This is a genomic window from Lentzea miocenica (assembly GCF_033949945.1).
Lineage (GTDB): Bacteria > Actinomycetota > Actinomycetes > Mycobacteriales > Pseudonocardiaceae > Lentzea > Lentzea miocenica.
In genome coordinates this window covers 73,346-100,094 of record NZ_JAXAVW010000034.1, presented here as the reverse complement: position 1 = coordinate 100,094, position 26,749 = coordinate 73,346, and the positions used below count along the sequence as shown (strand labels likewise).

Here is a 26,749-nt window from a genome sequence, read left to right as displayed (position 1 = left end):
GACGAGTTGGCGGACGGCACGGGGGTGTCCTGGTCGTTGCACATTGCCGACCGTTCATCACCCACTTCTGAGGTGCTCCTTCATCGGCTGTATCTGCGCCTTGAGCAGCCTCACTGTTCCGCTGTAGCGGGACGGATTTCGCACGTCCCGGCAGCGGCATGCCAACCCACTCGTGCTGTGACGGGGGGTCACCGGTCAGAAGGAGTGGTTCAGTGGTTGAGCGGCGTGAGCCTAACGTCCGGTACTCGCTGACAGCGGCGCAGTTGCACATGTGGCTGTCGGCCGAGTTGCTCGGCGGGACTCCGGAGTTCAACCCTGCCCAGTACGTGGTGCTGCACGGGCCCGTCGACGAGGAACTCCTGCGGTCCAGCGCCCGTGTCGTGGCCCGGGAAACCGACGCACATCGGCTGTTCTTCGGCGAGCAGGCGGACGGTGCGCCGTGGCAGGCGTTCGCCGACGAACTGCCCGCTGAGGTCATGCCGGTGGTGGATCTCCGCGCGGAGGACGATCCGGCGGGTGCGGCCGCGGCGTGGATGCACGCCGACGGGGCCCGGCCGATCGATCACCGGGTGGCGCCGCTGTGGCGCTGGGCGTTGCTGCGCGTCGCCGACGAAGAGCACTGGTGGTACCAACGGTCGCACCACCTCATCTCGGACATCTTCTCGTTCAACCTGCTCACGCAACGCGTCGCGGAGGTCTACTCCGGCGCGCACCGGCCCCGCTACTTCGGTTCCTGGGCCGACGTTGTGGCCGAGGACGAGGCTTACCAGCAGTCCGACGACCGGATCGCCGACGAGCGGTACTGGCTCGACTCGGTCGCGGACGCGGTGCTGGGCCGCCAGGACGAACGCCGTCCCGAACGGCAGCGGTCCTCACGGCGGCGCACGGTCGCCGTCGACGGGACGTTGCGCGGCGCCGTCCTCGAACGCTGCGCCGAGCTGGGCATGCGCGTCCCGCACTTCCTCGTCTCGGCGTTCGCCGCCTACCAGCGGCAGCTGGTGGATCGCGACGACGTGGTGTTCAGCCTTCCCACGGCGGCCCGGCGCAGTCCGCTGGCCCGCGCGACCCCCGGCTTGCTGGCCAACGTCGCGCCGGTGGTCCTGCACGTGCCGGACGGCGCGACGGTGCGGCAGTTGACCAGCGCCACCACCGCACGGCTGGCCGAGAACGCCGCCCGGTCGCGGTACCGGGGCGAAGATCTGGCGCGGAAGCTCGGGGTCGCCGGCAACGGCGCCTGGTTCGGCCCCACGCTCAACGTGGTCGACTTCAACCGGCCGCTGCGCTTCGGCGCCGCCGTGCTCGCCGATGTTCCGCGCAACCTGGCGGTCGGCCCCATCCGCGACCTCACCGTCACGACCTACGGCTGGTCTCGCGGTGACCAGGCGTGGCTCGACGTCGACGTCGAGGACGGCGTGGCCGCCGGCGCCGAACTGGCACTGCACGAGGAACGGTTCCTGGACCTGCTCGACCGGCTCGCCCACGGCCCGGTGGACGGTCCGGTTCCGATGTCCACTGTGGACTCTCGGGTGGTCCGGAGCTGGGGAACGGGGATCGCGCGGAGCAGCACCGCGAGCGTGCCCGACCTCATCGCGAGCTACATCGCGACCAGCCCCGAGTCGCCCGCGGTCGGGTGCGGCCAGGACCGGCTCTCCTTCGGTGAGCTGGGGGAGCGGGCCGACGCGCTCGCCGCCCGGCTCCAGCAGGCCGGGGTGACCGTGGAGTCCGCGGTGGCGGTGCTGGTGCCACGAGGGCTCGAGTTGGCGGTGGCCTTCCAGGGCGTGCTGCGCAGCGGTGGCGTGTACGTGCCGGTCAATCCTGGGCTTCCGGCCGAACGTCTGGCGTTCTTGCTGGCCGACGTCGGTGCGACCGTTGCGGTCACGACGGCGGCCCTGGCCGGTGAGCTGGCCGGGTTCGACGGCGAGGTGCTGGTGCTGGACGGCGCGTCCCCGGCGGCCGAGGCGTTGCCGGTGCGCATCGATCCGAACGCGCTGGCGTACGTGGCTTACACGTCGGGCTCCACGGGCCGGCCCAAGGGCGTCGCGGTGACGCATGCCGCGTTGTCGTCGTACGTGGCCGGCTGGCGCGAGGCGCTCGAACCGCTGGGCGGGGCCGGCACCGTGCTGTCGATGTCGGGCCCTGGGTTCGACGTCTCCATCGGTGACATGACACGTGCGCTGGCGTTCGGTCAGACGGTGGTGTTCCTGCCGCACGACGAGGTCGTGTCGGTCGATTCTCTGCACCGGACGCTGGCCGACCACGAGGTCGAGGTCGCCGAGATCGTGCCCGGCATGCTCCTGCGAGATCTCGCCGCCCATTGCCGTGAGGCGGGTCCGGTCGAGTCGCTGCGCCTGGTCATCTCGGGCACCGACATGTGGACGTACGACGCGCTCGTGTCATCGGTTGCCGAGGTGGCACCGAATGCCGTGCCGGGCAACGTCTTCGGCGTGACCGAGGCCGCGATCGACTCGATCTTCCACCCGGTCGCGGACCGGCAGGGGCACGGGGGCGAGGTGGTCCCGATCGGCGGGCCGCTGGCGGGAGTCGACGCCTTCGTCGTGGACGGCCTGCTGCGGCCGGTGCCGGTGGGCGTCGAGGGTGAGCTGCTGGTCGGTGGTTCGGGTCTGGCGCGGGGATATGTGGGGCGTCCGGATCTGACGTCGGAGCGGTTCCTGCCCGACGTGTTCGGCGGATCCGGCGGGCGGTTGTACCGCACCGGTGACCGGGCGCGGTGGCGGGCCGACGGTGAGCTGGAGTTCCTCGGCCGGGTCGACGAGCAGGTCAAGATCCGTGGTTATCGGGTCGAGCCTGGTGAGGTCGAGGTCGTCATCGGCGATCACCCCGATGTGCGTGATGTTGTTGTGGTGGCTCGTGATGGTGGTCCGCACGGTGGCAAGCGCCTGGTCGCGTACGTCGTTGCGGAAGGCGAGTTCAGCGGGTCGGTGTTGAGGGCGTGGTTGCGCGAGCGGGTGCCGGACTACCTGGTGCCGTCGGTGTTCGTGGCACTGGACCGGCTGCCGCTGACGCCCAACGGCAAGGTCGACCGCCGGGGCCTGCCCGACCCCGAGCCCGAGGCGGCCGAAGCCTATGAGGCGCCCCGAACGTCCGTTGAGGACGTGCTGGCGACGGTGTGGTCACAGGTGCTGAAGATCGAACGTGTCGGTGTGCACGACAACTTCTTCGAACTCGGTGGCGACTCGATCCTGAGCCTGCAGATCGTCGCTCGCGTCCGCGCGGCCGGTCTCGGCGTCGACGTGGCCGACGTGCTGTCCCACCAGACCGTCGCCGAGCTCGCGGCCGTCGTGCGCGAGACGCCTGTGGTGACGTTGGCGGAGCAGGGGGTCGTCACCGGTCCTGTGCCGTTGACGCCGATCCAGCACTGGTTCTTGGCTCAGGACATCGCCGACCGCGATCACTGGAACTGGTCGGGCGTGTTCGAGCTGGCACCGGGCACCGACCCCGACCGGCTCGCCGGAGCACTCGGTGTCCTGGTGGGCCATCACGACGCGCTGCGCATCCGGTTCTCGCCGGATGGCCAGTACAACGCCGGGATCGAGGCCACCGACCTGCTGCGGGTGGTCGAGGACGACGACGTGGTCGGGCACATGACCGCGGCGCAGAGGTCGTTGCGGCTGGCCGATGGTCCGCTGGTCGCGGCTGTCTTCTTCGACCGCGGCGACCAGCCCGCGTTGCTGGGCCTGGTCGTCCACCACCTGGTGATGGACGGGGTGTCGTGGAACGTCTTGCTGGAGGATCTCGGCACCGCGTATCGCTCGGAAGCATTGGCGCCGAAGACGACCTCGTTCCAGCGGTGGGCCGAGCAGCTCGAGGAGTTCGACCCCAGCGGCGAACGGGAGCACTGGGCCGCGGCCACGGCAGACGTGGTCGTGCTGCCGCTCGACGGCGACGGGCCCAACGACGAGCGCTCCGCGAGGATTCACACGACGTGGCTCGACGCCGGGACGGCCGCCGCGTTGCTGGGCGACGCGCACAAGGCGTATCGCACGCAGGGCAACGACCTGCTGCTGGCGGCGCTGGTGCGGACGCTGGGTCCGTGGGCGGGCACCGATGAGCTGACCATCGACCTGGAGAGCCACGGTCGCGAGGCGATCGCCGACGGGGTCGACCTGTCGCGCACGGTCGGCTGGTTCACGTCGATCTTCCCGGTGCGGTTGAGCCGGCACGAAGACCTCGGCGCGACGGTGAAGGCGGTCAAGGAACAGCTGCGGGCCGTCCCGCGCCGTGGTGTGGGTTATGGCGCGCTGCGTTGGCTGCACGGAGAACTGGCCGACGCGCCGGACCGTCCGGTGCTGTTCAACTACCTGGGATCCGCTGCGGGCACCGGGGATCTGCTGCGCCGCGAGCTGCCCGCGACCTTGCGGGGCGCCGCGACGGCCGGCCGTGGCACCCGGTCCCACCTGCTGAATCTTGAAGTGACCCGTACCGCCGACGGCGAGTTGCAGATCGAGTGGCACTACAGCGCCGGCCTGCACGCGGCGGCGACCGTCGAGCGGCTGGCCGAGACCTACCGGCAGGAGCTGGAGGCGCTGGTCGCGCACTGCCGGTCCGGGGCCTCCGGTCTCACGCCGTCGGACTTCCCGTTGGCGTCGTTGGCGCAGAACGAGGTCGACCGGCTCGCGGCGCGGTTCCCGGCGCTGGCGGACGTGTACCGGTTGGCGCCGGTGCAGTCGGGCATGCTGTTCGGGGTCGTCGGCGCCCCTGCCGAGGGTGACGGACTCTATTGGGGCCAAGGGGTTTACGAACTCACCGGCACCGTGGACGCGGACCGGCTGGCCGGCGCGTGGCGGTCGGTGATCGCCCGCCAGGCGGCGTTGCGCAGCGGGTTCGTCTGGGAGGGCGTCAGCGAACCGGTGCAGGTCGTGCTGGCCGATGTCGAGGTTCCGCTGCAGCTGCGCGACTGGTCCAGCCTCGACGGGGACACCCAGCACGCCCGGTTGCGGGAGTTGCTGGCGGAGGACCGTGCGCTGGGCTTCGATCTCGCGGCGCCGCCGTTGACGCGCCTGTACCTCGTCGATCGGGGTTGCGGGCAGCACTGGCTGGTTTGGGGGCTGTACCAGGGTTTGTGCGATGGGTGGAGTCTGCCCGTCGTGATGGACGAGGTGCTCGCCGCGTACGACGGCAAGGCTTTGGCACCGGTGCGGTCGTACCGCGAGTTCATCGCCTGGCTGGACGGACGTGATCCGGACGAGTCCAAGGAGTTCTGGCAGTCCTGTCTGGACGGTTTCGAGGCGCCGACGCCGTTGCCGGTGGATCGGCTGGCGGCCAGTCACCACGCGCAGGAACGGCGGCGGACCGCGCTGGACGCGCCCGCCACGGCCAAGATCGTCGACCTGGCCCGCCGGGAGCGTGTGACGTTGTCGGCGGTGGTGCAGGCCGCGTGGGCGAAGGTGCTGTCGGCGACCTCCGGTGAGGACGAGGTGGTCTTCGGCCTGACCGTGTCGGGCCGCCCGCCCGAGCTGGCCGGCGTCGAGTCGACCGTGGGCCTGTTCATCAACACTTTGCCGGTGCGGGCCGTGGTGCCCGCGGACGTGCCGCTCACGACGTGGCTGCGCGAGCTGCGGGACAACCAGGCCGCGCTGCAACGGTTCGAGTACACCCCGCTGGTCGACGTGCAGCGCTGGTCGTCGGTGCCCGGCGGCCGCGCGCTGTTCGACAGCATCGTCGTGCTGCGCAACTACCCCGGCGCGCAGACCCAGGTCGCCGACTTCGAGCTGTCGCCGCTGCTCGACTCGGTGGAGCAGGGCAACTACCCGCTCACCTTCGCGGTCGACGTGGACACCACGCTCAAGGTCGAGGCCGAGTTCTCCACCGCCGCGTTCGACGCGGCCACCGTGGAACGCGTCCTCGACCAGCTGGTGGTCGTGCTCACCGCGATGGCAGAGCAGCCGGACCTGATGGTCCGGGACGTGCCGTTGCAGCGGCCGGAGCAGGCGGCGGCGCTGGTGGCGTTGGGGGAGACTCCCGAACCCGCCACCGAACGGCCGGTGCCGGACCTGATCGCGGGGTGGGCCTCGTCCGAACTCGCGGCGGTCTGCGGCGGTGACCGGCTCACGTTCGCCGAGCTGGGCATTCGGGCCGACGCGCTGGCGGGTCGGCTTCAGCAGGCCGGCGTGACGGTGGGGTCGCGGGTGGCGGTGCTGGTGCCGCGCGGGATCGAGCTGGCTGTTGCCTTCCAGGGTGTGTTGCGCGCTGGTGGCGTGTACGTGCCGATCAACCCCGGACTTCCGGCCGAACGCCTGGAGTTCCTGCTGGCGGACGCGGGCGCGGTCGCCGTCGTCACCACCGATGCTCTGGCCGGTCTCGCACCGGAGGTGATCGTCCTCGACGACTCCGCCGGTCACGCCGAGCCTGTGACGGTGTTGCCGGAATCGCTGGCGTACATCGCTTACACCTCCGGCTCGACGGGGCGGCCCAAGGGCGTCGCGGTGACGCACGCGGCGTTGTCGTCGTACGTGGCGGGATGGCGACAAGGGCTCGCCGACCTGGGTGGACCGGGCACGGTGTTGTCCATGTCGGGTCCTGGGTTCGACGTGTCCATCGGGGACATGACCCGTGCGTTGGCGTTCGGTCGGACGGTGGTGTTCCTGCCGCACGACGAGCACGTGACGGTGGAGGCGCTGCACGAGACCTTGGTCGATCACGAGGTCGAGGTCGCGGAGATCGTGCCGGGCATGTTGTTGCGCGATCTGGCCGCGCATTGCCGGGAGGCCGGGCCGATCAAGTCGCTGCGCCTGGTGATCTCGGGCACGGACATGTGGACGCACGACGCGTTGACGTCTGCGGTGGCCGAGGTGGCGCCGAACGCGGTGCCGGGCAACGTGTTCGGTGTGACCGAGGCGGCGATCGACTCGATCTTCCACCCGGTCGGTGACGATCATCCGGCCGCGGTCGTGCCGATCGGTACTCCACTGGCTGGCGCTCGTGCCGTCGTCGTCGATTCCGCGATGCGGCCGGCGCCGGTGGGTGTTCCCGGTGAGCTGCTGGTCGGTGGTTCGGGTGTGGCCCAGGGCTATGTGGGCCGGCCGGACCTGACCGCGGAACGGTTCGTGCCCGACGTGTTCGGCTCGGCCGGTGGTCGGTTGTATCGCACCGGTGACCGGGCGCGGTGGCGTGCGGACGGCACGATCGAGTTCCTCGGGCGGGTCGACGAGCAGGTCAAGATCCGCGGCTACCGGGTGGAGCCCGGTGAGGTGGAGGTCGTCATCGGCGATCACCCCGATGTGCGTGATGTTGTTGTGGTGGCTCGGGATGGTGGTCCGCACGGCGGCAAGCGGCTCGTCGCGTACGTCGTTGCGGAAGGTGAGTTCAGCGGTTCGGTGCTGCGGGCGTGGTTGCGCGAGCGGGTGCCGGATTACCTGGTGCCGTCGGTGTTCGTGGGTCTTGATCGGTTGCCTCTCACGCCGAACGGCAAGGTCGACCGCCGCGGGCTGCCCGATCCGGAGCCGGAGACGACCGGCGAGACCTGTGTCGCGCCCCGGACCGCCGTTGAGGAAACGCTGGCGGCGGTGTGGAGTGGCGTGCTGGGTGTCGAGCGCGTCGGTGTGCACGACAACTTCTTCGAGCTGGGCGGGGACTCGATTCTCAGCCTGCAGATCGTGGCCCGCGTTCGTGCCGCGGATCTGGGCGTCGACGTGGCGGACGTGTTCGCCCATCAGACCATCGCCGAGCTGGCTCTCGCCGTGCGCGACACCCCTGTGGTCTCGTTGGCCGAGCAGGGTGTGGTCACCGGTCCGGTGCCGTTGACACCGATCCAGCACTGGTTCGTGGCCCAGGACGTTCCCGACCGCGATCACTGGAACTGGTCGGGGGTGTTCGAGCTCGCCTCCGGTACCGACCCGATCCGGCTGGGTCAGGCGCTCGACGTCCTCGTCGCGCACCACGACGCGCTGCGGATCCGGTTCGGTCCGGACGGCCAGCACAACGCGCCGATCGAGGCCGGCCGGGTGCTGCGGGTGGTCGACGGCGACGACGACGTGGTCGCGGAGATGACGGCGGCGCAGAAGTCGTTGCGGCTGGCCGATGGTCCGCTGGTGGCGGCGGTCTTCTTCGATCGTGGTGCCGAGCCCGCGAGGCTTGGTCTGACCGTGCATCACCTGGTGATGGACGGGGTGTCGTGGAACGTCCTGCTGGAGGACCTCGACACCGCGTACCGCTCCGCGGCGTTGGCGCCCAAGACGACCTCGTTCCAGCAGTGGGCAGAGCACCTGCTGGAGCTGGAGGCCGGTGGCGAACGGGACCACTGGGTCGCGGCGACGTCGGACGTGGTCGCGCTGCCGGTCGACGGCGACGGGCCCAACACCGAGGCGTCCGGCGCCGTGGTGCGCACCTGGCTGGACGCCGACACCACCGCCGCGTTGTTCGGCGAGGCGCACAAGGCATATCGGACGCAGGCCAACGACCTGTTGCTCGCGGCCCTGGCGAACGTCCTGGGCGAGTGGGCAGGGACTGACCACGTCACGGTCGACCTGGAGAGCCACGGCCGCGAAGGCCTGGATCTGTCGCGCACGGTCGGGTGGTTCACGTCGATCTTCCCGGTGCGGTTGAGCCGGTACGCCGATGTCGGTGCGACGGTGAAGGCGGTCAAGGAGGAGCTGCGGTCGGTGCCGCGCCGCGGTGTCGGCTATGGAGTGTTGCGGTGGTCGCGGGGTCAGTTGGCTGATGCGCCGGAACGCCCGGTGCTGTTCAACTACCTCGGTGCGTTCGAGGCCGTCGACTCGGTCGGCCTGATCCGCCGGGAGCTTCCGGCCGAACTGGCCGGTCCGATGCAGGGGCCCGGCGGGACCAGGGCATATCCGCTGCAGCTGGAGGTCGTCCGGGCAGACGACGGCCGTCTGCGGATCGAATGGCTGCACAGCACGAACCTGCACGAGGCCGGCACCGTGGAGCGGGTCGCGGAACGGTATGTCGGCGCGTTGCGCGAATTGGTGGCGCATTGCCAGTCCGGGGTGTCCGGTTCCACGCCGTCCGACTTCCCGTTGGCGTCGCTGACGCAGGGCGAGGTCGACGGGCTTGCGGTGCGCTATCCGCTGGCCGACGTGTACCGGTTGTCGCCGGTGCAGTCGGGCATGCTGTTCGGTGTCGTGGGTTCTCCCGTCGACGGCCTCTACTGGGGCCAGAGCATTTACGACCTGGCCGGCCCGATCGACGCCGACCGGCTGGCCGGTGCCTGGCGGTCGGTGGTCGCCCGGCATGCCGCGTTGCGCAGCGGGTTCGTGTGGGAGGGCGTCGGTGAGCCGGTTCAGGTCGTGCTGGCTGATGTCGACGTGCCGCTGACGATCCACGACTGGTCCGATGTGGACGGTGACGCGCAGCAGGTTCGGCTGCGGGAGTTGCTGGCTGACGATCGTGCGCTGGGCTTCGATCTGGCGGCGCCGCCGTTGATGCGGCTGTACCTGGTGGACCGGGGCGAAGGCCGGCTGTGGCTGGTGTGGGGCCTGTACCAGGGTTTGTGCGACGGGTGGAGTCTGCCCGTGGTGATGGACGAGGTGTTCGCCGCGTACGACGGCGAATCCCTTGCTCCGGCGCGGTCGTACCGCGAGTTCATCGCCTGGTTGGACGGGCGTGATCCGGACGAGTCCGAGGAGTTCTGGCGCAGGAACCTGGACGGGTTCGAAGCGCCGACGCCGTTGCCGGTGGATCGGTTGGCGACGAGCCACTACACGCAGGACCGGCGGCGCACGCGCCTGGACGAGAGCGTGACGACCAGGCTCGTCGAGCTGGCTCGGCGCGAACGGGTCACGTTGTCGACGGTCGTGCAGGCCGCGTGGGCCAAGGTGCTCGCGGAGACCTCGGGTGAGGACGACGTGGTGTTCGGGCTGACCGTGTCGGGTCGTCCGGCCGATCTGGCCGGGGTGGAGTCGATGGTCGGGTTGTTCATCAACACGCTGCCGGTGCGGGCTGTCGTGCCCGCGGACGTGCCGTTCACGTCGTGGCTGCGCGAGTTGCAGGACAACCAGGTTGCCGTGCAACGGTTCGAGTACACGCCACTGGTGGACGTGCAGCGCTGGTCCGCTGTTCCGGGCGGGCGCGCGCTGTTCGACTCCATCGTGGTGTTCGGCAACTACCCGCACCAGGACCTGCCGGAAGACCCGGCCGCGACCCCCGAGGGATACGCGGGCGTCGACTCGGTGGAGCAGGGCAACTACCCGCTCACGTTCGCGGTCGACCTGGAACGCACGCTGCGCATCGAGGCGGAGTTCTCGACGGCCGCGTTCGACGCGGTCACGGTCGAACGGATCCTCGACCAGCTGGTCGTCGTGCTGACCGCGGTGGCGCTGCGGCCGGAGCTTGCGGTCGTGGACGTGCCGTTGCAGCGCCCGGAACAGGCCGCGGAACTCGTGGCGTGGGGCGAGACTCCCGTTCCGGCCGTTGAGGCGTCCGTGCCTGAGCTGATCCACGGCTGGGCCGCGACCGATGCCGTTGCCGTGGTGTGCGGTGATGAGCGCTTGACGTTCGCTGAGCTGGACGCCCGCGCCGATGCGTTGGCTGCTCGCCTTCAGCAGGCCGGTGTGACGGTGGAATCACCGGTTGCCGTGCTGATGCCACGTGGGATTGAGCTGGCGGTGGCGTTCCAAAGTGTGCTGCGCTCCGGTGGCGTGTACGTGCCGATCAACCCGGGGCTTCCTGCCGAACGCCTGGGGTACCTGCTGGCTGATGCCGGTGTGGTCGCCGTGGTGACGACTTCGGCGCCGGCTGAGGAGCTGGCCGGGTTCGCCGGGGAATTGCTGGTGGTGGACGACGCGGCTGCGGTCCTCGGTGGCATGTCCGCAGGCCCCGGCGTGCCGCTCGTGCCGGTCGAGCCCGCCGCCTTGGCGTACATCGCCTACACCTCCGGATCGACGGGTCGCCCGAAGGGCGTGGCGGTGACCCACGCCGCGCTGTCGTCGTATGTGGCCGGGTGGCGCGATGGTCTGGCCGCGCTGGGTGGTCCGGGCACGGTGTTGTCCATGTCGGGTCCTGGGTTCGACGTGTCCATCGGGGACATGACGCGTGCTCTGGCGTTCGGGCAGACGGTGGTCTTCCTGCCGCATGACGAGCACGTCTCGGTGGAGTCGCTGCACGCCACGTTGTTGGGGCACCAGATCGAGATCGCGGAGATCGTGCCGGGCATGCTCCTGCGTGATCTGGCGGCACACTGCCGGACCGCCGGCCCGGTGGAGAGTCTGCGTCTGGTGATCTCGGGTACGGACATGTGGACGCACGACGCGTTGACGTCTGCGGTGGCTGAGGTGGCGCCGAACGCGGTGCCGGGCAACGTGTTCGGTGTGACCGAGGCGGCGATCGACTCGATCTTCCACGCGGTCACGGGTGATCACCCGCAGGCCGTGGTGCCCATTGGTACTCCGCTTGCCGGTGCCCGTGCTGTCGTCGTCGATTCCGCGATGCGACCGGTGCCGGTCGGTGTTCCCGGCGAGCTGCTGGTCGGTGGCGCCGGTGTGGCGCGCGGCTACCTCGGACGTCCTGACCTCACCGCGGCACGGTTCATCCCAGATGTGTTCGGTGCCGGCGGTCGGTTGTATCGCACCGGTGACCGGGCGCGGTGGCGTGCGGACGGGACCATCGAGTTCCTGGGCCGGGTCGACGAGCAGGTGAAGATCCGTGGTTATCGGGTCGAGCCTGGTGAGGTCGAGGTCGTCATCGGTGACCACCCCGGCGTGCGTGATGTTGTTGTGGTGGCTCGGGATGGTGGCCCGCACGGTGGCAAGCGCCTGGTGGCCTACGTGGTCGCGGAAGGTGAGTTCAGCGGTTCGGTGTTGCGTTCGTGGTCGCGCGAGCGGGTGCCGGATTACCTTGTGCCGTCGGTGTTCGTGGCCTTGGAGAGGTTGCCGCTGACGCCGAACGGAAAGGTCGACCGGCGAGGTCTGCCCGACCCGGAGCCCGAGACGGTCGGTGAGGCTTATGTCGCGCCCCGGACCGCGGCCGAGGAGATTCTCGCGGCGGTGTGGAGTGGCGTGCTGGGTGTCGAACGCGTTGGCGTGCACGACAACTTCTTCGAACTCGGTGGCGACTCGATCCTGAGCCTGCAGATCGTCGCGCGCGTCCGCGCGGCCGGTCTGGGCGTCGACGTGGCGGACGTGTTCGCTCACCAGACGGTTGCCGCGCTGGCGGGCGTCGTGCGGGACACGCCTGCGGTGACCTTGGCTGAACAGGGTGTGGTGACCGGACCGGTTCCGCTGACGCCGATTCAGCGCTGGTTCCTGGCGCAGGACATCCCGGACCGGGACCACTGGAACTGGTCGGGCATGTTCGAACTGGCCGCCGGCACCGATCCTGTTCGCCTGGGCCGGGCGCTCGATGTCGTTGTGGCTCATCACGATGCGCTGCGTATCAGGTTCACGCCGGACAGCCAGTTCAACGCGCCGGTTGACGGTGGCGGGTTCCTGCGCGTTGCCGCGGGGGACGTGGTCGAGGAGATGTCCGCGGCGCAGAAGTCGTTGCGTCTGGCTGACGGTCCGCTTCTCGCCGCTGTGTTCTTCGATCGCGGTGATGAGCCGGCGTGGCTTGGTTTGACCGTGCATCACCTGGTGATGGACGGGGTGTCGTGGAACGTGTTGCTGGAGGACCTCGACACCGCCTACGCGGGCGGGGAACTCGGGCCGAAGACGACGTCGTTCCAGCAATGGGCCGAGGTGTTGCAGGACCTGGACGCACGGGCGGAGCGCGAGACCTGGCTGGCCCAGACCGCGGACGTGGTGGAACTGCCGCAGGACCGCGAGGGGCCCAACACCGAGGACTCGGCCGGTGTCGTGCGGTCGTGGCTGGACGCCGACACCACCGCCGCGCTGATGGGCGACGCCCACCGCGCCTACCGCACCCAGGGCAACGACCTGCTGCTGGCCGCTCTCGCCCAGGCGTTGGGGGAGTGGGCCGGTACCGGACACGTGACGGTGGACCTGGAGAGCCACGGCCGTGAGGCGGTGGCCGACGGGGTGGACCTGTCGCGCACGGTCGGGTACTTCACGTCGATCTTCCCGGTACGCCTCACGCACGCCGGCGACCCGGCAGCGGCGATCAAGGCCGTCAAGGAGGAGCTGCGGGCCGTTCCACGCCGCGGTGTCGGCTACGGCGCGTTGCGCTGGTTGCAGGGTGATCTGGCCGATGCGCCGGACCGTCCCGTGCTGTTCAACTACCTCGGTGCCTTCGACGCCGTCGACTCGGTCGGGCTGATCCGCCGGGAGCTGCCCGCCGAGCTGGCCGGCCCGAGTGAGGGACCCGGCGGGACGCGGTCGCACGTCCTGCAGATCGAGGCCCAGCAGGACGCCGATGGACGCCTGCGGATCGAGTGGCTGTTCAGCCACCACCGGCACGCCACCGCGACCGTCGAACGTGTCGCCATGCGCTATGTCGAGGCGTTGCGTCAGCTGGTGGCGCATTGCCGGTCCGGGGCGTCCGGGTTCACGCCGTCGGACTTCCCGCTGGCGTCGCTGGCCCAGCCGGAGGTCGACCGGCTCGCCGAGCGCTATCCGCTGGTGGACGTGCACCGGTTGGCGCCGGTGCAGTCGGGCATGTTGTTCGGTGTCGCTGGTTCTCCTGTCGACGGGCTCTACTGGGGCCAGGGGGTCTACGACCTGACCGGTCCGCTGGACGCTCGGCGGCTGGCTGACGCCTGGCGAACGGTGATCGCCCGGCATGCGGCGTTGCGCAGCGGGTTCGTGTGGGAGGGCGTCAGCGAACCGGTGCAGGTCGTGCTCGCGGACGTTGACGTTCCGCTCGAGCAACGGGACTGGTCTCACCTCGACGACGGTGCCCAGCAGGAACGGCTGCGACTGCTCCTGGACGAGGACCGCGCGCTGGGCTTCGATCTCGCCGTGCCGCCGTTGACGCGGCTGTACCTGGTGGATCGCGGCGAAGGCCGGTTGTGGCTGGTGTGGGGCCTGTACCAGGGTTTGTGCGACGGGTGGAGTCTGCCGGTCGTGATGGACGAGGTGTCCGCCACCTACCAGGGCCGGTCGCTGGAGCCTGTGCGGTCCTACCGGGACTTCATCGCCTGGCTCGGCCGGCGTGACTCGGCTGAGTCCGAAGGGTTCTGGCGCGCCTACCTGGGCGGTTTCGAGGCTCCCACGGCACTTCCGGTCGATCGGCTGGCGAACAGCCACTACGACCAGGACCGGCGCCGGATGCGCCTGGACGAGACCGTCACGGGCAAGCTGGCCGAGCTGGCCCGCCGCGAGCGCGTGACGTTGTCGACGGTCGTGCAGGCGGCGTGGGCACTGCTGCTGTCGACGTACTCGGGTGACGACGACGTGATGTTCGGACTGACTGTGTCGGGTCGTCCGGCGGAGCTGGCCGGCGTCGAGTCGATGGTCGGGTTGTTCATCAACACCTTGCCGGTGCGGACCGTGGTGCCGACGGACATGCCGTTCGCCGCCTGGTTGCACTCGTTGCAGGACAACCAGGTTGCGGTGCAACGGTTCGAGTACACGCCGTTGGTGGATGTGCAGCGCTGGTCGGCCGTGCCGCACGGTCGCGCGTTGTTCGACTCCATCGTGGTGTTCGGCAACTACCCGCAGGAAGAGCTGCCGGAAGACCTGGGCGGCTTGCAGGCCGCCGACTCGGTGGAACAGGGCAACTACCCGCTCACCTTCGCTGTCGACCTGGAACGCACGCTGCGCGTCGAGGCCGAGTTCTCGACGGCCGCGTTCGACGCGGTCACGGTGGAGCGGATCCTCGACCAGCTGACGGTGGTGCTCACCGCGGTGGCGGAGCGGCCAGAGCTGGCGGTCGCGGACGTGCCGGTGCAGCGTCCCGAGCAGGCGGCGGAACTGGTGGCGTGGGGTGCCACGCCGGCGCCGCCCGTCGAGCTTCCGGTGCCGGACCTGATCGCCGGATGGGTCTCGTCCGACGTCGCCGTGGTGTGCGGGGATGAGCAGCTGACGTTCGCCGAGTTGGGTGCTCGGGCCGATGCTCTGGCCGGGCGACTGCGCCGGGCCGGTGTGACGGTGGGGTCGCCGGTCGCTGTGCTGCTGCCGCGCGGGATCGAGCTGGCGGTGGCGTTCCAGGGTGTGTTGCGGGCTGGCGGCGTGTACGTGCCGGTCAACCCGGGGCTTCCTGCCGAACGGCTGGAGTTCCTGCTGGCCGATGCAGCTGTGGTCGCCGTGGTGACGACGTCGGCTCTGCCGGGGTTCACCGGTGAAGTGCTGCTGGTGAACGACGTGTCCGAGGTTTCCGGAGAGCCGTTGCCGCCGGTCGACCCCGCAGCCTTGGCTTACATCGCGTACACGTCCGGATCGACCGGCCGGCCGAAGGGCGTTGCGGTGACCCATGCCGCGTTGTCGTCGTACGTGGCCGGGTGGCGTGACGGGCTGGCCGCGTTGGGCGGTCCGGGCACGGTCCTGTCGATGTCGGGTCCCGGTTTCGACGTTTCGATCGGGGACATGACGCGTGCTCTGGCGTTCGGCCAGCGTGTGGTGTTCCTGCCGCACGACGAGCACGTGACCGTGGAGTCGTTGCACGAGACCTTGGTCGATCACGAGGTCGAGGTCGCGGAGATCGTTCCCGGCATGTTGTTGCGTGACTTGGCGGCGTACAGCCGTGTCGCGGGTCCGGTGGAGAGTCTGCGTCTGGTGATCTCGGGTACGGACATGTGGACGCATGACGCGTTGACGTCTGCGGTGGCCGAGGTGGCGCCGAACGCGGTGCCGGGCAACGTGTTCGGTGTGACCGAGGCGGCGATCGACTCGATCTTCCACCCGGTCGGTGACGATCATCCGGCCGCGGTCGTGCCGATCGGTACTCCACTGGCTGGCGCTCGTGCCGTCGTCGTCGATTCCGCGATGCGGCCGGCGCCGGTGGGTGTTCCCGGTGAGCTGCTGGTCGGTGGTTCGGGTGTGGCCCAGGGCTATGTGGGCCGGCCGGACCTGACCGCGGAACGGTTCGTGCCCGACGTGTTCGGCTCGGCCGGTGGTCGGTTGTATCGCACCGGTGACCGGGCGCGGTGGCGTGCGGACGGCACGATCGAGTTCCTGGGCCGGGTCGATGAACAGGTGAAGATCCGTGGTCATCGGGTTGAGCCTGGTGAGGTTGAGGTCGTCATCGGTGACCACCCGGATGTGCGTGATGTCGTTGTGGTGGCGCGTGATGGCGGGCCTCATGGCGGTAAGCGGCTGATTGCGTACGTTGTTGCGGAGGGCGAGTTCAGCGGTTCGGTCCTGCGGGCGTGGTTGCGCGACCGCGTGCCGGACTACCTGGTGCCGTCGGTGTTCGTCGCGCTGGACCGGCTGCCGCTGACGCCGAACGGAAAGGTCGACCGGCGCGGACTGCCCGACCCCGAACCGGAGACCGCGGAAGCCTACGAGGCACCTCGAACGTCGGCCGAGGAGACGCTGGCGGCGGTCTGGTCGCAGGTGCTGGGCGTCGAACGTGTTGGCGTGCACGACAACTTCTTCGAGCTCGGTGGCGACTCGATCCTGAGCTTGCGGATCGTGGCGCGTGTTCGCGAGGCAGGTCTGGGTGTCGAGGTGGCGGACGTGTTCGCCCACCAGACCGTCGCCGAACTCGCTCTCGCTGTGCGGGGCGCGCCTGCGGTCGCGTTGGCGGAGCAGGGTGTGGTCACCGGGCCGGTGCCGTTCACGCCGATCCAGCGGTGGTTCCTGGCGCAGGACATCCCGGACCGGGACCACTGGAACTGGTCGGGCATGTTCGAACTGGCGCCCGGCACGGACCCTGATCGGCTGAGCCGGGCACTCGATGCCCTTGTCGCTCACCACGATGCGCTGCGGATCCGGTTCACGCCGGACGGTCAGTACAACGCGCCGGTCGAGAGTGGCGGATTCCTTCGCATCGCCTCGGGCGACGTGGTCGCGGAGATGACGGCGGCGCAGAAGTCGTTGCGGCTGGCCGATGGCCCACTTCTTGCTGCCGTGTTCTTTGATCGTGGTGATGAGTCTGCGTGGCTTGGTTTGACCGTGCATCACCTGGTGATGGATGGCGTGTCGTGGAACGTGTTGCTGGAGGATCTGGCCACGGTCTACGAAGGCGGGTCGCTCGCGCCGAAGACGACGTCGTTCCAGCAGTGGGCGTTGCAGCTGCAGGACGACGATGCCAGTGGCGAACGTGAGCATTGGGTCGCGGCGACCGCCGATGTGGCTGCGCTTCCGGCCGATGGCGATGGCCAGAACTCCGCTGCGTCCGAGGCCGTCGTGCAGTCGTGGCTGGACGCCGGGACGACTGCGGCGTTGCTCGGCGAGGTGCACAAGGCATACCGCACGCAGGGCCACGATCTGCTGCTGACCGCTCTGGCCCGGACGTTGGGGGAGTGGGCCGGTAGTGATCACGTCACCATCGACTTGGAGAGCCACGGCCGTGAAGGTGCGGACCTGTCGCGCACGGTCGGGTGGTTCACGTCGATCTATCCGGTGCGGTTGAGTCACCACGACGATCCCGGTGCGGCGATCAAGGCGGTGAAGGAGGAGCTGCGGGCAGTTCCGCGCCGTGGAGTGGGCTACGGCCTGCTGCGAGACGATCTCGCCGCTGCGCAGGACAGGCCGGTGTTGTTCAACTACCTCGGGGCGTACGACGACGCCGGTGACTCGGCAGGGTTGATCCGTCGCGAGCTGGACGGTGACCTTGCCGGTCCGAGCGAAGGCGAGGGCGGGACGCGGTCGCACCTGTTGCAGCTGGAGGTGCAACAGGCTGCCGACGGTCGGCTGTCCATCGAGTGGTTCCACTCCACCAACCGCCACGACACCGTCACGGTCGAACGGGTTGCGGCTCGGTACGTCGAGGTGTTGCGCGAGTTGGTGGCGCATTGCCAGTCCGGGGCTTCCGGTTCGACGCCGTCGGACTTCCCGCTGGCGTCGTTGACGCAGGGCGAGGTCGACGGGCTTGCGGTGTGCTATCCGTTGGCGGACGTCTATCGGTTGTCGCCGGTGCAGTCGGGCATGTTGTTCGGCGTCGTGGGTTCTCCTGTCGACGGCCTCTACTGGGCGCAGAGCGTCTACGACCTGGCGGGCCCGATCGACGCGGAACGGTTCGCGGCGGCGTGGCGTGCGGTGATCGCCCGGCACGCGTCCCTGCGCAGTGGCTTCGTGTGGGAGGGCGTGTCCGAGCCGGTTCAGATCGTGCTCGGTGACGTCGACGTGCCACTTGAGCAGCGGGACTGGTCGGGTCTTGACGATGCCGCGCAACAGGTTCGGCTGCGGGAGTTGCTGGCGGAGGATCGTGCGCTCGGGTTCGACCTGGCCCGGCCGCCGTTGACGCGCCTGTACGTCATCGATCGGGGCAACGGGCGCAACTGGCTGATTTGGGGGCTGTACCAGGGTTTGTGCGACGGGTGGAGTCTGCCCGTGGTGATGGACGAGGTGTCCGCAGCCTACCAAGGCAGCGCCCTCGAACCCATCCGGCCCTATCGGGACTTCATCGCGTGGCTGGACGGGCGTGACCCGGCCGAGTCAGAGGAGTTCTGGCGAGGGAACCTGGACGGGTTCGAGGCACCGACGCCGTTGCCGGTGGATCGGTTGGCAGCGAGCCACTACGAGCAGGACCGTCGGCGCACTCACCTCGACGACGACGTGACGGCCAAGCTGGTGGAGTTGGCTCGGCGTGAGCGCGTGACGTTGTCGACGGTCGTGCAGGCCGCGTGGGCCAAGGTGCTCGCGGAGACCTCGGGTGAGGACGACGTGGTGTTCGGCCTGACCGTCTCGGGTCGTCCGGCTGAGTTGGCCGGCGTGGAGTCGATGGTCGGGTTGTTCATCAACACGCTGCCGGTGCGGACCGTGGTGCCCGCGGACGTGCCGTTCACGTCGTGGCTGCACTCGTTGCGGGACAACCAGGTCGCGGTGCAACGGTTCGAGTGGACGCCGCTGGTCGACGTGCAGCGGTGGTCGGCCGTGCCGCATGGCCGTGCGTTGTTCGACAGCATCGTGGTGTTCGGCAACTATCCGCAGGAGGAACTGCCGGAAGACCTGGGTGAGGACTGGTTGCAGGCCACCGAGTCGGTGGAGCAGGGCAACTACCCGCTGACCTTCGCGGTCGACCTGGAGGCCACGCTCAAGATCGAGGCCGAGTTCTCGACGGCGGCGTTCGACGCGGTCACGGTCGAACGGATCCTCGACCAGTTGGTGGTCGTGCTGACCGCGGTGGCCGAGCGGCCGGACCTCGCGGTCCAGGACCTTCCGCTGCACCGCCCGGCCCAGGCCGCCGAGATCGTGGCGTGGGGCAGCACTGTCCTGCCGGCGGTGGAGCGGCCGGTGCCTGATCTGATCGCCGGGTGGTCCTCGTCCGAGGTTGCGGTGATCTGCGGCGACGAGCGGCTCACGTTCGCGGAGTTGGGTGTCCGCGCCGACTCCCTGGCTGCTCGGCTTCAGCAGGCCGGTGTGACGGTGGGATCGCCGGTCGCGGTGCTGGTGCCGCGCGGGATCGAGCTGGCTGTCGCTTTCCAGGGTGTGTTGCGCGCTGGTGGCGTGTACGTGCCGATCAACCCCGGTCTGCCCGCCGAACGTCTCGCGTTCCTGCTGGCTGACGTCGGTGCGACAGTTGCCGTCACGACGGCGGCGCTGGTTGCCGAGTTGGCTGGGTTTGTCGAGGTCCTGGTGCTGGACGACACGGTTCTCGACGCCGTGCCGGTGCGCATCGACCCCAGTGCGTTGGCGTACGTCGCCTACACGTCGGGCTCGACCGGGCGGCCGAAGGGTGTGGCCGTGACCCATGGCGCGCTCTCGTCATACGTGGCGGGATGGCGCGACGGGCTCGCTGAACTGGGCGGGCCTGGTCCGGTGTTGTCGATGTCGGGTCCTGGGTTCGACGTGTCGATTGGGGACATGACGCGTGCTCTGGCGTTTGGCCAACGCGTGGTGTTCCTGCCGCACGACGAGCACGTGTCGGTGGAGTCGTTGCACCACACGCTGCGCACGCATGACGTGGCGATCGCGGAGATCGTGCCGGGCATGCTTCTGCGTGACCTGGCGGCGCACTGCCGCTCTGCCGGGCCGGTGGAGAGTCTGCGTCTGGTGATCTCGGGTACGGACATGTGGACGCATGATGCGTTGACGTCTGCGGTGGCTGAGGTGGCGCCGAACGCGGTGCCGGGCAACGTGTTCGGTGTGACCGAGGCGGCGATCGACTCGATCTTCCACCCGGTGGGCGAGGATCATCCTGCCGCCGTGGTGCCGATCGGTACCCCGCTCGTGGGTGCGCAGGCGTTCGTGGTGGACGGGTCGTTGCGGCCGGTGCCGGTGGGTGTGCCGGGTGAGTTGCTGGTCGGTGGTTCCGGTGTGGCCCAAGGTTATGTGGGACGTCCGGACCTCACCGCTGAACGGTTCGTGCCCGACGTCTTCGGCTCCGCCGGTGGTCGGTTGTATCGCACCGGTGACCGGGCGCGGTGGCGTGCGGACGGGACCATCGAGTTCCTGGGTCGTGTCGACGAGCAGGTCAAGATCCGTGGTTATCGGGTGGAGCCCGGTGAGGTCGAGGTCGTCATCGGTGACCACCCCGGCGTGCGTGATGTCGTTGTGGTGGCTCGGGATGGCGGGCCGCACGGCGGCAAGCGGCTCGTCGCGTACGTCGTTGCGGAAGGCGAGTTCAGCTCGACGGTCCTGCGGGCGTGGTTGCGCGAGCGGGTGCCGGATTACCTGGTGCCGTCCGTGTTCGTGGCGCTGGAACGGCTGCCGCTGACGCCGAACGGGAAGGTCGACCGGCGATGTCTGCCCGACCCGGAGCCCGAAACGGTCGGTGAGGCTCATGTCGCGCCCCGGACTGCCGCCGAGGAGATTCTCGCGGCGGTGTGGGGTGGTGTGCTGGGTGTCGAACGCGTTGGGGTGCACGACAACTTCTTCGAACTCGGTGGCGACTCGATCCTGAGCTTGCAGATCGTGGCTCGGGCTCGCGCCGCCGGACTCGGCGTCGACGTGGCCGACGTGTTCGCCCATCAGTCGGTGGCAGAGTTGGCGTCGGTGGTGCGGGACGCTCCGGCGGCGACGCTGGCCGAGCAGAGTGTCGTCACCGGGCCGGTTCCGCTGACGCCGATTCAGCGGTGGTTCCTGGCGCAGGACATCCCGGACCGGGACCACTGGAACTGGTCGGGCGTGTTCGAGCTGGCGCCGGGTGCGGATCCGGGCCGAATGAGCCGGGCACTGGATGTCGTTGTGGCGCATCACGACGCGCTGCGGATCCGGTTCACACCGGACAGTCAGTACAACGCGCCGGTTGACGGTGGTGGGTTCTTGCGCGTTGCCACGGGGGACGTGGTTGCGGAGATGACCGCGGCGCAGAGGTCGTTGTGTTTGGCTGATGGTCCGCTCCTTGCTGCCGTGTTCTTCGATCGCGGTGATGAGCCGGCGTGGCTTGGTTTGACCGTGCATCACCTGGTGATGGACGGGGTGTCGTGGAACGTGTTGCTGGAGGACCTCGACACCGCCTACAACGGCGGAAAGCTCGCGCCTAAGACGACGTCGTTCCAGCAGTGGGCGTTGCAGCTGCAGGACGACGACGCCAGCGCTGAACGTGAGCATTGGGTTGCGGCAACCGCGGATGTGGTCACGCTTCCGGCCGACGGCAACGGCCCGAACACGGATGCGTCCGAGGCGATCGTGCAGTCGTGGCTGGATGCGGACACGACCGCGACGCTGCTCGGCGACGCGCACAGGGCGTACCGCACGCAAGGCAACGACCTGCTGCTGGCGGCGTTGGCGCGGGCGCTGGGGGAGTGGGCCGGTAGTGACCACGTCACCATCGACATGGAGAGCCACGGCCGTGAGGGCGCGGACCTGTCGCGCACCGTCGGGTGGTTCACGTCGATCTTCCCGGTCCGGCTGAGCAACGAACGTGATCCGGCGGCGGCGATCAAGTCGGTGAAGGAACAGCTGCGGGAGGTGCCGCGCCGTGGCGTGGGCTACGGCCTGCTGCGGGACGATCTCCCCGGCGCGCCGGATCGGCCGGTGTTGTTCAACTACCTCGGGGCGTACGACGGCGCCGGCGACTCGGCCGGGCTGATCCGCCGTGAGCTGGACGGCGACCTGGCGGGGCCGACTGAGGGCGAAGGCGGAACCCGCTCACACCTGGTGCAGCTTGAGGTGCAACAGACCGCTGACGGCCGGTTGTCGATCGAGTGGTTCCACTCCACCAACAACCACGACACCGCCACGGTCGAACGGGTTGCGGCTCGGTATGTCGAGGCGTTGCGCGAACTCGTCGAGCATTGCCGGTCGACCGCTGGTGGGTTCACGCCGTCGGACTTCCCGTTGGCCTCCCTCACCCAGGACGAGGTCGACGGGCTGGCGGGGCGCTGTCCGTCGCTTGTGGACGTTTACCGGCTGGCGCCGGTGCAGTCGGGCATGTTGTTCGGTGTCGTCGGTGCCCCGCAGGAAGGGGACGGGCTCTACTGGGGTCAGGGCGTCTACGACCTGGCCGGTCCGATCGACGCCGACCGGCTGGCCGGTGCCTGGCGTCAGGTGATCGCCCGGCACGCCGCGCTCCGGAGCGGGTTCGTGTGGGAGGGCGTCAGCGAGCCCGTGCAGATCGTGCTGGCCGACGTCGATGTGCCGCTTGAGCAGCAGGACTGGTCGAGTCTTGACGAGGCGGCACAACAGGTTCGGTTGCAGGACCTGCTGGCGGAGGACCGTGCGCTCGGGTTCGACCTGGCCCGGCCGCCGTTGACGCGCCTGTACCTCGTCGATCGCGGCAACGGGCAGAACTGGCTGGTGTGGGGCCTGTACCAGGGGCTGTGCGACGGGTGGAGCCTGCCGGTCGTGATGGACGAGGTGTCCGTCGCCTACCAACGGCAGTCGCTGCCGCCGGCGCGGCCGTACCGCGACTACATCGCCTGGCTCGACCAGCGCGATCTCGCTGCCACCGAAGGGTTCTGGCGCACCTACCTGGACGGCTTCGAGGCACCCACGGCACTGCCGGTGGACCGCCTGGCCGCGAGCCACTACTCCCAGGAACGGCGGCGCACGAACCTCGACGAGGACGTCACGAGCAGGCTCGTGGAGCTGGCCCGGCGTGAGCGGGTCACGTTGTCGACGGTCGTGCAGGCGGCGTGGGCCAAGGTCCTCTCCGCGAGTTCGGGCGAGGACGACGTGGTGTTCGGCCTGACGGTGTCGGGTCGTCCGGCCGAACTGACCGGGGTCGAGTCGATGGTCGGGTTGTTCATCAACACGCTGCCGGTCCGAGCCGCGGTGCCGGTGGGCGTGCCGTTCGCCGCGTGGTTGCACGAGCTGCGGGACAACCAGGTCCAGCTGCAACGGTTCGAGTTCACCCCGCTGGTCGACGTGCAGCGGTGGTCCGCCGTGCCGCACGGCCGCGGGTTGTTCGACAGCATCGTCGTGTTCGGCAACTACCCGCAGGAGGAGGCACCCGCCGACACCGGCGAGGACTGGGCCGACGCCGTCGAGTCGGTGGAGCAGGGCAACTACCCGCTCACCTTCGCGGTCGACCTGGAGGACACGCTCAAGATCGAGGCCGAGTTCTCCACGGCGGCGTTCGACACCGCCACCGTCGAACGCGTTCTCGACCAGCTGGTCGTCGTGCTCACCGCTGTCGCGCACGAGCCGGAACTCGCTGTCGCCGACCTGCCGTTGCAGCGTCCGGAACAGGCCGCCGAGCTGGTGGCGCAGGGCGAGACCCCGGCGCCGGTGGTCGAACCGCCGGTGCCCGAGCTGATCCACGGCTGGGCGCACACCGCGGCAGTGGCCGCGAAGTGCGGCGATCAGCGTGTGACGTTCGCCGAACTGGAGGCTCGTTCCTCCGGCTTGGCGGCACGCCTCCACCTGGCCGGTGTGACGGTGGAGTCACCGGTGGCGGTGCTGGTGCCGCGCGGGATCGAACTGGCGGTGGCCTTCCAGGGTGTGCTGCGCTCCGGTGGCGTGTACGTGCCGATCAACCCGGGACTTCCTGCCGAACGCCTGGCGTTCCTGCTGGCCGATGCCGGTGCGGTCGCCGCGGTCACGACCGAGGCACTCGCGGGCGAGCTGGCCGCGTTCAGCGGCGACGTGCTCGTGCTGGACGACACGGTTCGTGACCCGTCGCCCATGCGGATCGACCCGAACGCGTTGGCGTACATCGCCTACACGTCGGGTTCGACCGGGCGGCCGAAGGGTGTGGCCGTGACCCATGGCGCGCTGTCGTCGTACGTGGCGGGATGGCGCGACGGGCTCGCCGAGCTGGGCGGGCCTGGGCCGGTGTTGTCGATGTCCGGCCCAGGTTTCGACGTGTCCATCGGGGACATGACTCGGGCGTTGGCGTTCGGGCAGAGCGTTGTGTTCCTGCCGCACGACGAACACGTGTCCGTGGAGTCGTTGCACCGCACGCTTTCTGATGACGGCGTGGCGATCGCCGAGATCGTGCCGGGCATGCTCCTGCGCGATCTGGCAGCGCATTGCCGAACTGCCGGGTCGATCAAGTCGCTGCGGCTGGTGATCTCGGGCACGGACATGTGGACGCACGATGCTTTGAAGACCGCGGTGGCCGAGGTAGCGCCGAACGCGGTGCCGGGCAACGTGTTCGGTGTGACCGAGGCGGCGATCGACTCGATCTTCCACCCGGTCGCGGACGATCACCCGCAGGCCGTGGTACCCATCGGCACGCCGCTCGCCGGCGCCCGCGCCGTCATCGTCGACGACGCGATGCGGCCGGCGCCCGTCGGTGTCCCTGGCGAGCTGCTCGTCGGTGGTCCGGGTGTGGCACGTGGTTACGTGAACCGGCCCGACCTGACTGCGGAACGGTTCGTGCCGGACGTCTTCGGTGCGGCCGGTGGCCGGTTGTACCGCACGGGCGACCGGGCGCGGTGGCGTGCGGACGGGACCATCGAGTTCCTCGGCAGGGTCGACGAGCAGGTCAAGATCCGTGGATACCGGGTCGAACCCGGCGAGGTCGAGATCGTCATCGGCGACCACCCCGGCGTGCGTGATGTCGTTGTGGTCGCTCGGGATGGCGGCCCGCACGGCGGCAAGCGCCTCATCGCCTACGTTGTCGCGGAAGGCGAGTTCAGCACGAAGGTCCTGCGGACCTGGTTGCGCGAACGAGTGCCGGACTACCTCGTGCCGTCGGTGTTCGTGGCCTTGGAGAAGCTGCCGCTCACGCCGAACGGCAAGGTCGACCGCAAGGGCCTGCCCGACCCGGAGCCCGAGACGACGGCCGAGGTTTTCGAAGCACCTCGGACGTCCATTGAGGACACGCTGGCGGCCGTGTGGTCGCAGGTGCTGGGTCTCGAACGCGTCGGCGTGCACGACAACTTCTTCGAGCTGGGCGGCGACTCGATCCTGAGCCTGCAGATCGTCGCTCGCGTCCGCGCCGCGGGATGGGGCGTGGACGTGGCGGACGTGTTCGCCCACCAGACCATCGCCGAACTCGCACCCGTCGTGCGCGACACCCCCAAGGCCGTGCTGGCCGAACAGGGTGTCGTCACCGGTCCCGTCCCGCTCACGCCGATCCAGCACTGGTTCGTGGAGCAGGACATCCCCGACCGCGACCACTGGAACTGGTCGGGCGTGTTCGAGCTGGCGTCCGGCATCGACCCGGACCGGCTCGCGCGGGCACTCGACGCCGTCGTCGCCCACCACGACGCCCTGCGCATCAGGTTCCGCCAGGACGGGGACACCTGGGTGCAGGACAACGACGGTGAGCTGAAGCCGGTCCTGCGGGTCGTCACCGCCCGCGACGACGACGAGGTCATCGCGCACATGACCGAGGCTCAGACGTCGTTGCGCCTGGCGGACGGTCCGCTCGTGGCCGCGTTGTACTTCGACCGCGGCGCCGCCCCTGCCTGGCTGGGTCTCACCGCGCACCACTTCGTCATGGACGGCGTGGCGTGGAACGTGCTGCTGGAAGACCTCGACACGGCCTACCGCGGGGGACCGCTCGGGCCGAAGACGACGTCGTTCCGGCAGTGGGCCGAGGTGCTGCACAACGACAACCCAGCAGTCGAACTCGACCACTGGGCCGCGCAGACCGAACGGGTCACGGCGTTGCCCGTCGACGGCCGCGGTGCCAACACCGAGGCGTCGGCCGACACCGTGCGCACGTGGCTCGACGCGAAGTCGACCGAGGTGCTGCTGGGCGAGGCCCACAAGGCCTACCGCACCCAGATCAACGACCTGTTGCTGGCCGCCCTGCTCAAGACCTTGGGCGAGTGGGCGGGCACCGGCGACGTGACGATCGACCTCGAGAGCCACGGCCGCGAGGCCATCGCCGACGGCGTCGACCTGTCCCGCACCGTCGGGTGGTTCACGTCGATCTTCCCGGTGCGCCTGCGTCACCACCGCCTCCACGACAGCGGAGAGCTGATCAAGGCGGTCAAGGAACAGCTGCGCACCGTGCCGCGCCGCGGTGTCGGGTACGGGATTCTCCGTTATCTGGAACGCGACGACCGTTTGGTCAACGCACCCGCGCGAACTGTGTTGTTCAACTATCTAGGTGCGTTCGACGCGGCGGGTGACGAGGCGGTCGGGCTGATCCGCAAGGAACTGTCCGCTGACCTGTGCGGCCCGACGGAGAACGAACAGGGGAACCGATCGCACCTTTTGCAGGTCGAAGCCGAGCAAACCGCGGACGGCCGCCTGCTGGTCGAGTGGTACTTCAGCACCAATGTGCACGGGAAGGCGACGGTCGAACGGCTGGCGGCGCGCTACGTGACCGTGTTGCGCGAGCTGGTCGAGCACTGCCAGTCGGGTGCTGGCGGGGTCACTCCGTCCGACTTCCCGCTGGCCAACATCGATCAAGCGAGTCTTGCCGCGGTGCTCAAGCAGATGGGCGGGTGATCGGGCGGAACAAGGGGGGCAAGTAGCGCACCGGGTTTCCG

Annotated in this window: 1 protein-coding gene; it reads left to right on the top strand. The window is 69.5% G+C overall.

Annotated features, from left to right (window positions below):
- The first annotated feature begins 212 nt into the window (after positions 1–212).
- Positions 213–26,708, top strand: coding sequence for a non-ribosomal peptide synthase/polyketide synthase (locus tag SK803_RS34715; protein ID WP_319970415.1), 26,496 nt, complete (start codon positions 213–215; stop codon positions 26,706–26,708).
- The last annotated feature ends 41 nt before the right edge of the window (positions 26,709–26,749 follow it).